This window comes from Rickettsiella endosymbiont of Miltochrista miniata (assembly GCF_964031245.1).
In the GTDB taxonomy this organism is placed as follows: Bacteria; Pseudomonadota; Gammaproteobacteria; order Diplorickettsiales; family Diplorickettsiaceae; genus Aquirickettsiella.
The window spans coordinates 1,026,432-1,041,351 of record NZ_OZ035017.1 but is presented as its reverse complement, the minus strand read 5'-3'; the positions used below and the strand labels follow the sequence as shown (position 1 = coordinate 1,041,351).

15 protein-coding genes are annotated in these 14,920 nt (G+C 40.2%); 7 read left to right on the top strand and 8 right to left on the bottom strand.

Annotation, left to right across the window (positions count from 1 at the left end; all coding sequences use genetic code 11):
* The first annotated feature begins 1 nt into the window (after position 1).
* On the top strand, positions 2-1,213 hold the full coding sequence (hemA, locus tag AAHH40_RS04775; RefSeq protein ID WP_342219542.1) for a glutamyl-tRNA reductase: 1,212 nt from the start codon (positions 2-4) through the stop codon (positions 1,211-1,213).
* Between the two features lie 100 nt (positions 1,214-1,313).
* Here hemA and AAHH40_RS04770 read toward each other — a convergent pair whose 3' ends face one another.
* The 3 genes from AAHH40_RS04770 to AAHH40_RS04760 form a co-directional block, all read right to left on the bottom strand.
* Entirely contained in the window at positions 1,314-2,141 is an 828-nt protein-coding gene (locus AAHH40_RS04770) for a hypothetical protein (protein ID WP_342219541.1), read from the bottom strand.
* 246 nt (positions 2,142-2,387) lie between these two features.
* Complete coding sequence (locus AAHH40_RS04765; RefSeq protein ID WP_342219540.1) at positions 2,388-3,164, bottom strand: hypothetical protein; 777 nt, start codon at positions 3,162-3,164, stop codon at positions 2,388-2,390.
* 94 nt (positions 3,165-3,258) lie between these two features.
* Positions 3,259-4,464 (bottom strand): MFS transporter, encoded by a 1,206-nt coding sequence (locus AAHH40_RS04760; protein ID WP_342219539.1) that lies wholly within the window; start codon positions 4,462-4,464, stop codon positions 3,259-3,261.
* A 210-nt stretch (positions 4,465-4,674) separates the two neighbouring features.
* On the opposite strand from AAHH40_RS04760, the gene AAHH40_RS04755 reads away from it, so the two are divergent.
* On the top strand, positions 4,675-4,902 hold the full coding sequence (locus tag AAHH40_RS04755; RefSeq protein WP_342219538.1) for a hypothetical protein: 228 nt from the start codon (positions 4,675-4,677) through the stop codon (positions 4,900-4,902).
* A gap of 134 nt (positions 4,903-5,036) precedes the next feature.
* Here AAHH40_RS04755 and AAHH40_RS04750 read toward each other — a convergent pair whose 3' ends face one another.
* The 5 genes from AAHH40_RS04750 to AAHH40_RS04730 all read right to left on the bottom strand — a co-directional run bounded on the left by AAHH40_RS04750 (position 5,037) and on the right by AAHH40_RS04730 (position 9,085).
* Complete coding sequence (locus AAHH40_RS04750) at positions 5,037-5,681, bottom strand: ABC-type transport auxiliary lipoprotein family protein (protein WP_342219537.1); 645 nt, start codon at positions 5,679-5,681, stop codon at positions 5,037-5,039.
* 1 nt (position 5,682) lies between these two features.
* Positions 5,683-6,483: an MlaD family protein gene (locus AAHH40_RS04745; RefSeq protein WP_342219536.1), complete on the bottom strand. Its 801-nt coding sequence runs from the start codon at positions 6,481-6,483 to the stop codon at positions 5,683-5,685.
* On the bottom strand, positions 6,473-7,261 hold the full coding sequence (locus AAHH40_RS04740) for an ABC transporter ATP-binding protein (RefSeq protein ID WP_342219535.1): 789 nt from the start codon (positions 7,259-7,261) through the stop codon (positions 6,473-6,475). Before AAHH40_RS04740 ends, AAHH40_RS04745 begins: the two co-directional genes overlap by 11 nt.
* Before the next feature lie 47 nt (positions 7,262-7,308).
* On the bottom strand, positions 7,309-8,436 hold the full coding sequence (locus AAHH40_RS04735; RefSeq protein WP_342219534.1) for an ABC transporter permease: 1,128 nt from the start codon (positions 8,434-8,436) through the stop codon (positions 7,309-7,311).
* Positions 8,437-8,761: 325 nt separating this feature from the next.
* Positions 8,762-9,085: a hypothetical protein gene (locus tag AAHH40_RS04730; RefSeq protein ID WP_342219533.1), complete on the bottom strand. Its 324-nt coding sequence runs from the start codon at positions 9,083-9,085 to the stop codon at positions 8,762-8,764.
* Positions 9,086-9,251: 166 nt separating this feature from the next.
* Between AAHH40_RS04730 and prfA the strand changes: the two genes are divergently transcribed.
* From prfA to AAHH40_RS04705, 5 genes are all read left to right on the top strand, one after another.
* Entirely contained in the window at positions 9,252-10,334 is a 1,083-nt protein-coding gene (prfA, locus tag AAHH40_RS04725) for a peptide chain release factor 1 (protein ID WP_342219532.1), read from the top strand.
* Positions 10,335-10,565: 231 nt separating this feature from the next.
* On the top strand, positions 10,566-10,895 hold the full coding sequence (locus AAHH40_RS04720) for a hypothetical protein (protein WP_342219531.1): 330 nt from the start codon (positions 10,566-10,568) through the stop codon (positions 10,893-10,895).
* A 145-nt stretch (positions 10,896-11,040) separates the two neighbouring features.
* Complete coding sequence (prmC, locus tag AAHH40_RS04715) at positions 11,041-11,883, top strand: peptide chain release factor N(5)-glutamine methyltransferase (protein WP_342219530.1); 843 nt, start codon at positions 11,041-11,043, stop codon at positions 11,881-11,883.
* Between the two features lie 633 nt (positions 11,884-12,516).
* Positions 12,517-13,017 carry an RNA polymerase-binding protein DksA gene (gene dksA, locus AAHH40_RS04710; protein ID WP_342220803.1) on the top strand — a complete coding sequence of 167 codons (501 nt, stop codon included), beginning with the start codon at positions 12,517-12,519 and terminating at the stop codon, positions 13,015-13,017.
* A gap of 208 nt (positions 13,018-13,225) precedes the next feature.
* Entirely contained in the window at positions 13,226-14,713 is a 1,488-nt protein-coding gene (locus tag AAHH40_RS04705) for a nicotinate phosphoribosyltransferase (RefSeq protein WP_342219529.1), read from the top strand.
* Positions 14,714-14,920: the final 207 nt, after the last annotated feature.

Sequence of the window (14,920 nt, the reverse complement as noted above, 5' to 3'; positions counted from 1 at the left end):
TATGAAATTGCTTGCCTGTGGAATTAATCATGAAACAGCTGATCTCGCGATCAGGGAGCAGCTTAGTTTCAATAAAGATTATTTGGCAAGTTCGTTGCGCGAACTGTTGCAGGACACACAAACTGAAGAAGCGGTGATTCTATCGACGTGTCATCGTACTGAGTTTTATTGTATCAATGGCGATGCGCAAACTACCATGAACTGGTTGTATCGACATAAAAAACTTCCGCAAGAGTGCCTCAAGTCACATTGGTATGTCTATCAGCAAGAACAGGCTTTACGTCATTTAATGCGTTTAGCCAGCGGTTTAGACTCTAAAATTTTAGGTGAACCACAAATCTTAGGTCAGATAAAATCGGCTTATTCTCTTGCCTATTCCTTAGGCAGTGTGGGTGCGCATTTTAATCGTTTATTTCAATATGTGTTTTCTGTCAGCAAACAAGTACGTTGTGCCACCGATATTACCGCCCATCCTGTCTCTCTAGCATTCGCCATGGTGACTTGTGCCAAACAGATCTTTGCTCGTTTAGCCGATACACAGGTTTTGTTAGTGGGGGCGGGCGAGACCGTTGCTTTAGTCGCTAAACATTTGTTTGCGCAAGGCGTTCGTCATTTCTGGATTGCCAATCGTACGCCGCAATCAGCCGAAAAACTAGGCAAAACTATCGGCGGTCAGGCGATATGCTTAAATGCAATTCCTTATTTTTTAGCCAAGGCCGATATCATTATTGCCGCGACGAGTAGTGATGTACCACTCATTAGAAAGCTGATGTTGGAACAAGCCTTAAAAGAACGCAAACGTCGACCTTTATTTATCGCCGATCTCGGTATGCCTAGGGATATCGAATCCAGTGTAAATGAGTTGGAAGATGTTTACCTTTATACGCTGGATGATTTGCATAGCTTGATCCAGAAAAATCAACAAGGTCGAAAAGCGGCGGCTGTGAAAGCAGAAAGTCTGATAGAAGAAAAGGTGCAACATTATCTGCAACAATTAAAAATTGCAGCCGCTGCACCGATCATTTGTTCTTATCGTCAGCAGGCCGAACAATTCCGTGATGCAGAAGTTAAAAAAGCCTTAGCGTTGTTAGCAAAAGGCCATGAACAAGACGAGGTTATCAAACAATTAGCTTATCGTTTAACCAATAAACTTATCCATACGCCGAGCGTTGCTTTAAGCAACGCTGCCAAACTGAATCAAAAAGATCTATAGTAAAAAGTATTCATCGTCATTGCGAGCACCGAAGGTGCGTGGCAATCCATGGATTGCCACGGCCTCACTGACGAGCTACTTTTATTTTTGACTGTGCCGGCTAGCTGGTTATACATGTAGGAACAAAAGTCCTTTGTTCATGATCATATAATATATTTTCGGCTTTTAATTTTTCTACTGTATTAAAAAAACCAAAGCGTATGGAGTTATCGATATAATAATCATCGGGTATTGTTTGTGTAGCCGCTTCAACCCTTAATGGTTGTCTTTGCTTGACATGAGATATTTGTTTGTTACTGATAGGTTCTTCCGCTTTTTCTATAATAGCTTCTGGTTTAGTCGTTATTTCTAAGATTTTTTCCTGCCATTTGTTTTTTTCATGAGAATATTCTGCAATCCACTCTGGATCAATAAGTCTTTCGCCGACAAAAGCAGGGATGACAGAACAGAATAATAAGGTAGCTCCTATTGCTAGGCTTGTTACTCCAACTAAAGTAGCTGCTCCAGCTAATAGCGGTAAAGCGAAAGGGAAGCCAATAGCGAGACCGATAATAATGGCGATAGAAACTAAAGCGCGTTTTTTGTGGCGTGAATCCTCTTGTTGCTTCCTGACTTCAGGATCATAAGGCTTTAGCCTTTCTGAAAGATAGTGAGTTTCGATTTCAGCTAATTTATTTTCGATAGCGAGTTTTAATTGATTTTCCTTTAGTAATCGATTCCACTCAGCTCTTGATTCCATGAGTTGATCTAAATTTTCTGTGCCTGTTTCTACAAAAGCATCCAAAGTAAGTTGTTCAGTTAGCAGCAGGTCCCAAGTAATGCAACTAGAATCGATTCCCGTCTTGCCAACTAATAAACGACTTAAATACTTTTTATTGTCTGGGCAAAGTTCTTCGGTAACTATTCCTAGTTCAGTAACTATCGGCATAATGACCTCGTCTCAACTTATGGGCTTATCCCATGGTACTGACCTAAGCTTAAGGTAAACTTAGCTCAGTTCGTCATGGCGAGGCCGAAACGCGAGTGAGGCCGTGGCCATCCATGGATTGCCGCGCGCTTCGCGCTCGCAATGACGATCAATATTCTTCAGTGCTCGCAATGACGATGAATATTTTACGCGCTCGCAGGACAAAGCTGAAATGCTAACAGCACTTCAGCCTCAACGGGGTGTAGATCAAAGAGAAGCGGAGTGTAAATTAATAAGATCACATTCAATGGCTTGATCACTAGATCTTACTGAGGGTAATGATCTAAAAAAGCTAGAGCCAGATCCTTGACCGAGGTTTCTTTTTTCAGATATTGTCTCGGATGAACTTCTTTCAAGAGTTTTTATCTGGGATGAGGAAATTGAAAACTCAGCAATTGCTGCTTTAACTTCGATATCAGCCTTGATATTTTTTATTTCCTGAGATACGTTTCCGCTTGCATCAAGTTTTATTTGGCTTTTATGTTCTGCTTTTGCTGATATTAAGCTAGGTATGAGTACAGCTAAGCTTGGTAACAGTGATGTAAGCAATAATAAAGGCGACCAGCTTCCAATAGCAGTAGATATAACAGCAAATAATGGTAGGGTAAACGCAGCCACAGCTGGAACAAATAGGATTGATGCAGTTGCAACGGCAAGTAACACTATAGTGAGTAAGGTCACACCGATAGTCCAGAGACGCAGTTTCTTTGCTTTGCTTTGAGCTTGTTGATGAAGCGATTCACAGCTGTCCTTATGATTATTCTCGAACATAAGTAAATTGTCTAGAATTTGCCTCTTTCTTTGTGGTTTATCCTGATAAGGTTCTTCGTTGCCATTTTCATTGATTTGAAAACAAAGGTCTTCCAAATCTAGATTATCAGGTAGTGAAAAACCATTTAAATCTGTTAAATATTCACGACTTTCCGGACAAAGTAAACGTGTATCTATGGTGTTTTCATCACGGTTAAATAGAGAAACTGGCATGCTCACCTCGTTTTATTATTTAGATATTTATAGAAATTAGGTTATGATAAATAATTATCATTTTTAATTCTATATCATCAAGCTTAAAAAACTATTAAACGCTAAAAAAATATTTTAAGCTCAACCAGCGTACGAGACTGGCGAGACTAGCGAGTATAAACAGTAAGCTAGCAAACCAGAGTAAGCTACCGGTGTAGGTAAAACTAAATAAAAAACTGGCTAAGCTGCAAAATAAACTAATCGAAGTTGCATACACGGCCATGCGCGCACCCATGGGTTGCTCAGGGCTCGCTTCGATACAGAGTCGTTGTAATGGGCCGGAAAGTGCGGTACCAAAACAGAAAATCATTAAGCAAATGACCAACCCTATAAGTTGGTTGGGAAAAATAAAACTCAAACAAATTGCTAATAAACTGGCGAATAAGGAAATGCTTAAGCCTTGATTAATTAAACGATTGACTTCCACGCGATGGATAACACGTTTGACTATTTGTGCGCCGAGAATCTGACTGCCAAATACTAAGATCTGGATCAGGCCAAAATATAAAGTATTCAATTTAAATTGACTAATGATTAGAAACGGCCCGCCCACGATCCAGGCAACTTTGGCTAAGACATTAAAACTAATAATAAATAGATTAAGCATGAACGCTTTGTTTATCAGTATTTGGTGATAATTGATTAGCACCTGTGACCATCGGAACATGTATCTTTGCGTGCTGGAATGAGTTTCTGTCATGACCAAATATAAGCCTAGCCAAATGATGCTGGCACTCAGCGCTAAAAAAACAAATATTCCCCGCCAGTTCAGCCATTGTAAAAAAATTCCACCTATTAAAGGGCCAAAGGCAGGCGCTAACATCACGACACTGCCCATCAGCGCTAAAATTTGGATGGCTTGTTTACGATTATAGGTTTCATGAATGCTGGCATAGCCGGCGGTGCTTAAAGTCGATACCACAGCGCCTTGAATAAATCGCGCGATCAGTAAAACGTTAATACTCGCTGTAAAAGCGCAAATCCAAGTGGCGGTAGTAAACAATACCCCACCTATCAGTAGTACCGGCCTTCTGCCAAATCGATCCGAGACCGGACCTAATAATAAATGTAACGAGCTCGCACCGAAAAACCAAGCGGTTACGGTTTGTTGCGCTAAGCTGGTAGTGATCCCGAGATCGTGAATCATACTCGGCAAAGCCGGCAAATACATATCGTTGGCTAAATAATTAATTATTTCGTAACAAACTAATAGTAGGGGAAAAAATTGGATCATTACGCTTTTATTTTTTAAATATTCCATTTTTAAGTTTTTTCTTTGCGAGTATAGCAAATTATATTTATTTTTTAGAAGTTTTTTATATGCTTAGTTAATATAAAATTAATATTAAATGATGCAATTTAATTTTTATTTAATATAGGCTTAATAAAATCTATTTATACTCATCAAATATTTTTTTGCTATAAAAAATTATAGCGCTAATTTTAACATTGATTGAGGATAAACATCTGTATGTTACTGGTACGAAAACCCATTAAGAAAACAAATCGTTATTATTCGTTGCGAAAAAAAGTGAATGGTTTGAAAAAAACCAGCAATGACAAAAAAGTTTATGTTTGGGTTGAGGACATGATACAAAAAAATGATCGTTACTTAAATGTCATTACTTTATTCCCTGAAAGCTTAAATGTGCAGGGGATGAGCAATATACCGCTCGTATGTGAAGATGCGAAAAATTAAAAAATTTACTCATCATTGCGAGCGCTTAGCAACGCTCGTCATTGCGAGCGCGTAGCGCGCGGCAATCCAGAAAATACCGTAAATTGGATGGCCACGCTCATTACATTCGCTCGCCATGACTCCGAAAGTCCATCTTAGCTCAAATTTCTTAAGCAAAAACAATTAATTTCATTGAGTATTTTTTGTGCAGCGAGGTTGGCAGCCAGTGCTCCACCATAAGGATCATCGTGCGCTGCGGTTTGTACGACGACAAAATCCTGTGTGGCGATGACATGTCTGGATCGGGCGTCGATGAGTTGCGCACGTATGGCTATGCGGAAACGACTGGGAACGGTGATAAACTCCTGTTGAAAGCTGAGTAATTGTGTATTCAATACCCAATCATAATAAGTGGTGGAAGGGGTGTTAATAATGGCTTGAAAATAACCAGTGTGTTGTAAAGAGTTGATTAATAAAGATTGTAACATTTGTGTGGGCATATCAGCCCAGCGGTTTTGTGCAAAATATTGAATTTGATAACACGCTGGGATATAAATCATGCGTTGACTATTATAAATCGCATTAGCACGCGGTTGGTTGACTAATATCGTGGTGCGTCCTTGTTGTTCGCAGCAATCCCAATTGGGATCAGGCATGGCTAACGTAAAATAATGCATCGGTGGAGTTTTAATAGGTTCAAATATCGAGCAGGCCGACAACACTAAGAAACTCAGCAAACAACAGATCACTCTTTGGAAATTATTTTTCCCGAAATCAATGCCACGTAGAAAGTTAAGCACGTTATTGCTCTCCAGGTCCTAAAGGTGGCGGTTTTTGTCCCCGTATTAATATGCTGGGGTTTTGTCGTAGATTGTCAGAAAGTTCAAGTAAGTTATCCGTCATAATGCTTAAATTAGTTAATACTTGATTGGTAGAAGGAAGCGTTTGTTGCGTTAAGGTATTCATTAAGGACGGAAATGCGCGTGTTGAACGGGCAGTATTGATTAAAATAGCATCCAGACGTTTACTTTGCGCGGCTAAATGATTACTAGTAATAGATAAATTATTTAAAATCTTGCTAAATAATATCGGATTTTCACCACCTAATACACCATTAATGTCGTGTGTAATCTGATTCATATTATTATTTAAGTCACGTAATGTTGTATCTAAACGTAAGAACAAAGAAGGCGCGCTTTTAATAATAGGATATTTTTCACCAGGAATGAGTGGAATAGGATTTAAGTTAGAATCACTCCCTTGCAATGCCAAGTAGGTGATACCGGTTAAACCTTGACTATTTAAAGTTGCTGTCGTGCCTTCGGTAATCGGTGTATGTTCTTCAATTTGTAGCAACAAGCGTACTTGTTCAGGATTCTGGTCGTTTAAAGAAATTTTCTTAACGGTACCCACATTAACACCATTATATTTAACCGAAGAGTTAACACCTAAGCCCGCCACGGATTCATGCATAATGACCTGGAAATTTTTATAATGCTTAGTGGATAACCCAGCCGATAACCACGTAATAAAAATAATGAGAGCGATGGTTAAAATAAGTACAAAAGCACCGACTAAGGTATAATTGACTTTAGATTCCATGATTGCCCTCATAAAGATGTTGTGTCATGCGCCCCCGTGGCCCTTGAAAATAAGCCACTATAGGCGCCTGTTTGGATTGCGTCAGTTGTGCCATAGGTGCAAATTCTAAAACGCGTCCTGCACTTAAAAAAGCAACTTTATCGGTAATTTGCCATAGTGTGTCCAGATCATGTGTGACCATGACGATGGTTAATCCTAAAATACTGCGTAAATTTAAAACTAATGCATCAAATTCTTCCGCGCCTTGTGGGTCGAGACCTGCAGTGGGTTCATCGAGTAACAGTAATTCAGGATCCATGACTAAAGCACGCGCTAACGCAGCGCGCTTAAGCATGCCACCACTGAGTTCAGATGGATATTTTGTGGCTGAGTCCATCGGTAAACCTACCGCCAATAATTTAATTAAAGCTAGTTCTTGGATGGTCGTTTTGTCCAATTGGGTATGTTCTTGTAGCGGGAATGAAATATTTTCAATCACATTAAGCGAAGTAAAGAGTGCCGACTGTTGAAATAATACGCCCCAGCGACACTGTAATCTGAGTAACTCAGCTGAAGAAATCTTGCTTAAATTTTTACCGAATATTTCAATATCACCAGAAGTGGGCGTCAGTAAAGCTAAAATTTCACGCAGCAAGGTGGATTTTCCTGAGCCACTGCCTCCGACTATGCCAATAATTTCCCCACGTTGCACTTGTAAATTAATACCGCGATGGATCGATTGGCCAGCGAGGGTAAGTTTAACATTTTCGACTTTTATAATTGGGTCAGATGCTTGCATAATCTCAGTATAGCGCTTTATTTGATGACAGCAGTGAATTATGGCGATTAGATATTTAACTGGCTAAATAAAATCGAAAACAATGCGTCGGCGACGATAATAAAAAAAATGCCTTGTACGACACTACGCGTGGTTTGTCTGCCGACACTATCGGCACTACCACCGACACGTAAACCTTGAAAACACGCCGTGTTGGCGATAATCAATGCGAATACCGGTGCTTTAGCGACACCGATGATGAGTGATGAGGGTGAAACAACTTTAGGAAAACGTTGTAAGAAATCCGTGTAACTAATATTTAACATATTATGGGTCATGGCCATGCCACCGAGTAAGCCAAAAATATCTGCCCAAACCGTGAGTAGCGGCAATGCAATTAACAATCCCCAAATACGCGGCAAAATTAATAATTGACTCGGCAAAACACCCATGGTGTTTAATGCATCGATTTCTTCTTTGATCTTCATCATGCCTAGTTGTGCAGTAAAAGCCGATCCACTGCGGCCCGCTATCATAATCGCTGTTAACAACGGAGCAAACTCACGTAATATCACTAAGCCCAATAAATCAATAATAAACAGTGTTGCGCCAAAATTTCTTAATTGAAAACCCATTTGATAGGTTATGACTATACCTATCATAAACGATAGTAAGGCAATAATACCTAGGGCATCTAAACCGGTATTTTCAATGATGCTTAGGATGGCACGACCACGCAGTTGATTGGGATGAATAACCGTTTGCCACCCGGTAATAAAGGTTTTGCCAATAAAACGCAAGAATGATTTGAGTTCATGCCACTGGTCGAATACTTTTTTACCCAGTAAAGCTAAACCGGTATAACGTTTGGGATGGGGTAAAGGTTTTAATTGATGCGCTGCTTTTTCTATCATGGTAAACAGTGCGTGGTGTTTTTTGCTCAAACCGATGAGTTGTACGTCTTTTTTTTGGGCAAGTTGTTTTTTCCATTGGTAAAGTTGCCAGGCACCACTACTATCCATACGTGTGATCGCTTCCGCATTTAAAATAATCGGCGATGTTGTGCTGCGGTCCAGCTTTTTAAAAGCCCTATCTAAATTTTTTTTACGAATGCCATTTAAGGTCCAGGAACCGAAACAATCAATTTGATTTTCTTGCTGGGTTGAAAGCGTAATAGAAGCATTAATTGTTGACATGATGCATAACCTAAAATTAATTTAAATTTTACCAGGCTTTTTATAAATTGAATTGAATAATAGTAAAAAAATATGCAAAAATCACTGTCATGGCGAGCGAATGTAATGAGCGTGGCCATCCATGGATTGCCGCGCGCTCCGCGCTCGCAATGACGATCAATATCCTTTGGTGTTCGCAATGACGATCAATATCCTTCGGTGTTCGCAATGACGACTAATATTTTGCGTGTTCGCAATGACGAGGGTTGTCTATCAAGCGAAGAGTATACGCACAAAAAAATATCCCTTCACAGGGAAGGGATACCTAAATTTGCCCGTTCCTTTATTAGAAAGGTTGTGAAGTATGCCAATAAATAGTTGGGCCTCGGTTTGGAATTAATTTATTGGTAGCGAGATAATGATATTCGCTGCAAACATAACGATATTGACATGATGCAATATTTGTACAAGCACGTGGTGTGACGTTGATTCTGGACAATAACTGACGTATGGTTGCCGAGTCATAATACGCTCCAGAAACAAAACCAGCCTTTTTTACTAAGTGAGCATCAAACGCACAAGCACTTTGGCCTGGGTGGGCAATTGCCACATTGATACTACCTAATAAACCCATGCAAATAGCTGAAGCCATTAGTAATAATTTTTTCATACTATCCCCTTAGGTTACTAAAGTGTAAAACCTTATAGCGCCCGCTATAGCGGTCTACTCCTTTTCAGAATAGCTTATGAATCATTAAGATTCAATTTTGCCAGCCTTATATAACACCCTATTCAGCACTCGACTTCGGGGTTGGCTTTAGGTATAAAGTGGTCGTATGAAGACCTCTTTATTCAATAGATTGACCTTAATCGTCGAACGTTACGAAGAATTAACTGCTTTATTGGGTGATATGGACGTGATTAAGGATCAAAATCATTTCCGTGATTTATCTAAGGAGTATGTTCAGTTAGGCCCTGTCGTACAATGTTTTCAGCAATATCGGACTAACTTAACTATCCTAAATCAAGCCGAGCAATGTTTACATGATGCTGATTCGGCAATGCGAGAGCTTGCTGCAGAAGAAATTAAAATTGCACAGCAAAAGCAAGTCGAATTAGAAAAAGAACTAGAACGCTTGTTGTTACCACAAGATCCTAATGATCAACGGAATGTTTTCTTAGAAATTCGTGCGGCTGCTGGAGGAGATGAAGCGGCTATTTTTGCCGGTGATTTATTTCGAATGTATTCCCGTTACGCAGAAAATCAGGGCTGGACGGTGGAAATTATTCATATGAACCCTAGCGAGCAAGGTGGTTATAAAGAAATTATTGCACGTATTATAGGGACTGCTGTTTATGCACATTTGAAATTCGAATCGGGTGCACATCGCGTGCAGCGTGTCCCCGAAACCGAAGCGCAAGGCAGAGTTCATACATCAACCTGTACGGTGGCGATATTACCCGAGATCGATGTCGTGGATGATGTCACCATCAATCCAACCGATTTAAAAATAGATACGTTTCGTGCTTCAGGCGCTGGAGGACAGCATGTACAAAAAACCGATTCTGCCATTCGTATTACGCATTTACCCTCCGGCTTAGTGGTCGAGTGTCAAGATGAGCGCTCGCAACATAAAAATCGTGCTCGCGCGATGTCTTTGTTGCAATCCAAACTTTTAGCGGCACAGAAGGCCAAGCAACAACGTGAGGAAGCAGAAACACGTCGAGATTTGGTCGGTAGCGGTGATCGTTCAGAGCGTATCCGCACCTATAATTTTCCTCAAGGTCGTTTAACTGATCACAGGATAAATCTAACGCTGTATCAATTATCTGATATCATGGAAGGCCATTTAGAGCCGGTTATTCAATCCTTGACGCGTGAATATCAAGCCGATGAGTTAGCGGCCTTGGGCGAATAAAATTATAAGTAATGGAAAAGAGCAAAAGAATCATTGTCATGGCGAGCGAATGTAATGAGCGTGGCTACCCATGGATTGCCGCGCGCTTCGCGCTCGCAATGACGATCAATATTCTTTGGCGCTCGCAATGACGACTAATATTTTGCGTGTTCGCAATGACGAGTAAAGAAGGGAATCCCTTTTTTTGAAAATAACGATTTATTTCACACTATCCATAATGGAGAAATAGTAATGCTTCGATCACTAGCTATTGCATTGTTTATCCTGTTATTGCTGATTATTGGCGGCCACATCGCACTGGCTTTATTTACCGGAGCCGTGGTGATAGGTTTTAGTGTTTGGGGATTTTTGGTCGCTTCAGTATTCTTTTTTTCGTTAAGTATTTTATTGCTGTTTATTTTAACCTGGGCTGGCGCATTAATAATCGGCGCGATAGCCGTTATTTGGACTATCGTCGCGATTATTTTATTTCCCGTCTTGTTACCCGTGTTATTACCCTTATTGATTATCCTATTTTTTGTCTCTTATATTAGACGTAAGCAAATCCCCAAAGAGTTTTAAGTTATACTCTTCGCACTTGACATTGCCTATGTATCGCGGAGATCGCAATCCTCATGTATCTTGAAGAAATGAAGGTTGCTCATTCTCGCGACGCCTTGTCAAAAATCCAATTGCGGTGAGTATAATTACTGCTAAGGCTCATCTTATGTTGTTAATTTCCTGTTGGCGTAGGGCAATCAAAGAACTAAGCCTAAGCAGTCCCAGTGCTTATTTAGATACGGAATTGTTATTTTCTCATGTTTTAGGACTGACTCGGGCACAATTACATAGTCAACGTCCGGATAGGTTACTGACAACACGCCAGCAAAAACACGTCAAACAACTGATTGCACGTCGCCAAAAGGGAGAACCGATCGCTTATTTACTAGGCCGACAGGAATTCTGGTCACTGTCGTTTGAAGTGACGCCGGAGGTACTCATACCTCGACCGGAAACGGAGTTATTGGTGCAACAGGTTCTTGCTAGCTTTGGCACTGAACAACGAAAAATAGCGGATTTGGGAACAGGCTCGGCGGCAATTGTTGTCGCATTAGCGTTGAGCAGACCTACCTGGGAGTTCGTTGCAACCGATAATTCCCCCCGCGCTTTAGAGGTTGCCGAACGCAACATACGCCGTTATCACAGTCAAACGATAGAACTACGTCAAGGTGATTGGTGCCAGGCATTATTAGTCGATGAAAAGTTTGATGTTATTCTTAGTAATCCACCTTACCTTGCATGGGATGATCCACACTGGCAAACAGAATGTGCTTTGGCTTACGAACCGAAAAGTGCTTTAATTTCAGGTGAAAAAGGATTAAATGATTTAGAAATTATAATTCAACAAGCACGTCAACATCTTCTGAATGGTGGTATTTTATTTTTAGAACATGGGTATCAGCAGGCGGCGTTTGTTGAGGAATTTTTTTTAAAATATGGCTATCAGCAGATAAAAAATTACAAAGATTTGGCCGGTCATCAACGAGTTAGTAGTGGAAAATGGAATTAATTGAAAATATGATCTATAAATCATTAATAAAAAGAAGAGACATGGCAGGTGCTTTGAAATGATTGCCATGTCGAATAATTTTTGGTATAGATGTGTTTGGTTTATGTGTGTGTGCCAATTCCGGCAAATGTTAAATTCTCAAGAGGAGAACTTTTTATGCCAGTAAAAAGAAAACCTGCAGCTGCAAAGCGTCGTAAAAAACGCACTACCGCTGCAAAGTCCACACCTACACGTAAGAAAGCTACAAAACGAAGAAAGAAGAGAGCTGCAACGGGTGTGAAAACAACGCGTCGTCGTAAAAGAGTAGGCGCTAAAAAAGCAACTCGAAAACCACGTCGTAGAAAAGCTGCAACACGTAAGAAACCAGCGACTCGTCGTAAGACTGTTCGCAGAAAGACTAAAAAAAAAGCAGTTAGTCGCGTAAAAAAAAAGCCTAGTAAAAGCAAAACCTCAAAGAAAACGTCGACGTCCTCCCGTGTTACCAGAAGTAGAAAGCCTATAGCTAAAAAAAAATCAACAAAAGTAGCGAAGGCACAAGTTATCCGAGCTCCTTCTAAAAAAAAACAACAGCAAGCAAAGTCTGATTCCCAGGCGCTACCTGCGGTAAAACAACAACCATCAATAGAAACTAAAATGGCAGAACATAAAAAACCTAAGAAAGAATCTAAAAAACAACGTTCTTTACCAGAAACAAGGCTAGAATTGACTTCTATTAATTCGGAAATCGATTTAAATATAGCGCCTTATAAGGAACGTCCTGGGGAAGACTATATGAGCTCGAGCCAGCAGGCGTATTTTCGCCGTTTATTATTACAGCGAAAACGCGTGTTGTTGGAAGATATGGGTCGAACCGTACATCATCTACAAGATGAGGGTACTTCTTTACCTGATATTAGCGATCGCGCGACTCAGGAAGAGGAATTTAATCTAGAACTACGTGCACGCGACCGTGAACGTAAGCTCATTAAAAAAATTGAGGATGCCTTACAGCAACTCGATGAAGGTCACTATGGCTTCTGTAATTCTTGTGGCGTTGAAATTGGTATTCGCCGCTTAGAAGCTCGTCCTACCGCCAATCTTTGTATCGATTGTAAAACGTTGGATGAAATTCGAGAAAAACAAACGGGTGGTTGATAGGTTGGTCAAAAAATGCGAATTTTTCAAATAATGATGAAAGATCCTTGCATGGCTGAAGCTAACCGAGCGTGTGCGCAGCCATTCAAGTAGCTAACCGCAGCGAAACTTTCCTTTAAAATCCCCACCACGATTAAAAACACAACTATTAGTACTCTTCGCATAATGATAAAATCAAGTCTATTACGCAGGTTATGTAAAAGGTCTAATGCAAAACTCATTAACACAACTCTATAAATCTTCTTTAGTGTTATTAACCGATTTCTACCAGTTGACCATGGCCTACGGCTATTGGAAAGCGGGGATACACGAACGTGACGCCGTTTTTTATCATAGCTTTCGGCAAGCACCCTTTAATGGTAGGTATGTTATTTGTGCAGGTTTAGGCACATTGATTGATTATCTTTTGAATTTTAAATTTACCGAAGACGATATCGATTATTTAGCTGGATTGACCGATACACAAGGTAAAGTTTTATTTCCTGCCGATTTTTTAAATTATTTACAACAAATAAAATTTTGTTGTGATATCGATGCCGTTGAGGAAGGATCCGTGGTTTTTCCTCAAGAACCTTTAATCCGTGTTAAAGGACCTTTATTACAATGTCAGTTATTAGAAAGTATTTTACTGAATATTATTAATTTTCAGAGTCTCATTGCCACTAGCGCCGCGCGCCTGTTGCAAGCCACACGGGGTGAGCCGGTATTAGAATTTGGATTACGTCGTGCTCAAGGTTTTGATGGCGCCTTAATGGCGAGCCGCGCCGCTTATATTGGTGGTTGTTCTGCTACGTCTAATGTATTAGCTGGAAAATTACTTGATATTCCGGTACGTGGAACACATGCACATAGTTGGGTGCTAAGTTTTGCTAACGAACTAGAAGCTTTTCGCGCCTATGCACAAACCTTTCCCGATCGCTGTATTTTTTTAGTGGATACCTATAACACGCTCGCAGGCGTTAAAAATGCGATCAAAGTTGCCGAAGAATTAAAACCCAGTGGTTTTAAATTAGCAGGGATACGTTTGGATTCCGGTGATTTAGCTTATTTAAGTCAACAAGCGCGACAACTTTTAGATGCGGCGGGTTACCATGATGCGGTCATTGTCGGTAGCAACGATCTGAATCCGTTAGTGATTACCAGTTTGAAAGAGCAAGGCGCCAGTATTAATGTATGGGGCGTAGGCACGCATTTAATTACTGCGTATGAACAGCCAGCGCTCGAAGGTGTCTACAAACTTAGTGCGATTAAGTCTGCACAGGGTGAATGGGAAAACAAGCTTAAGTTATCGGAACAAACCATTAAAATTTCCACTCCTGGGATTTTATCCGTGCGGCGTTATTATGCTGATAAAGTGGATGGTTTAGCGATGGCTGATGCTATTTATGATGAAAAATTAGGAATTTCAGTCGATAATATCACGATTATTGATCCTATCGATCCGACCAAACGGCGCTCTATTCCTGCAGCAACACCATACCGCGATTTATTAACCCCGATTTTTCGCTTAGGGAAATTAGTTTATAAAGTACCTTCATTAAAATCCAGCCAAGAAAAAACTCATCAGGAATTAGAGCAATTTCATGAAAGTATTCGCCGCCTATTAAATCCCCATGCTTATCCAGTCGGTTTAGAAGAAAATCTATATCATTTAAAATTAGCTCGTATTTTAAAAGCAAAATCTTCTGTACAGTAAAATTAATGAGCCGCGGCCATCCATGGATTGCCGCGCGCTACGCGCTCGCAATGACGATCATATTCTTCGGTGCTCGCAATGACGATCAATATTCTTCGGTGCTGACAATGACGACTAATAATTTACGCAACGACTGAATTTTTTTAAATTTTTCATCGTTTAACTATATTTTTTAAAGACTATATTTTTTTATTTAATTAATATATA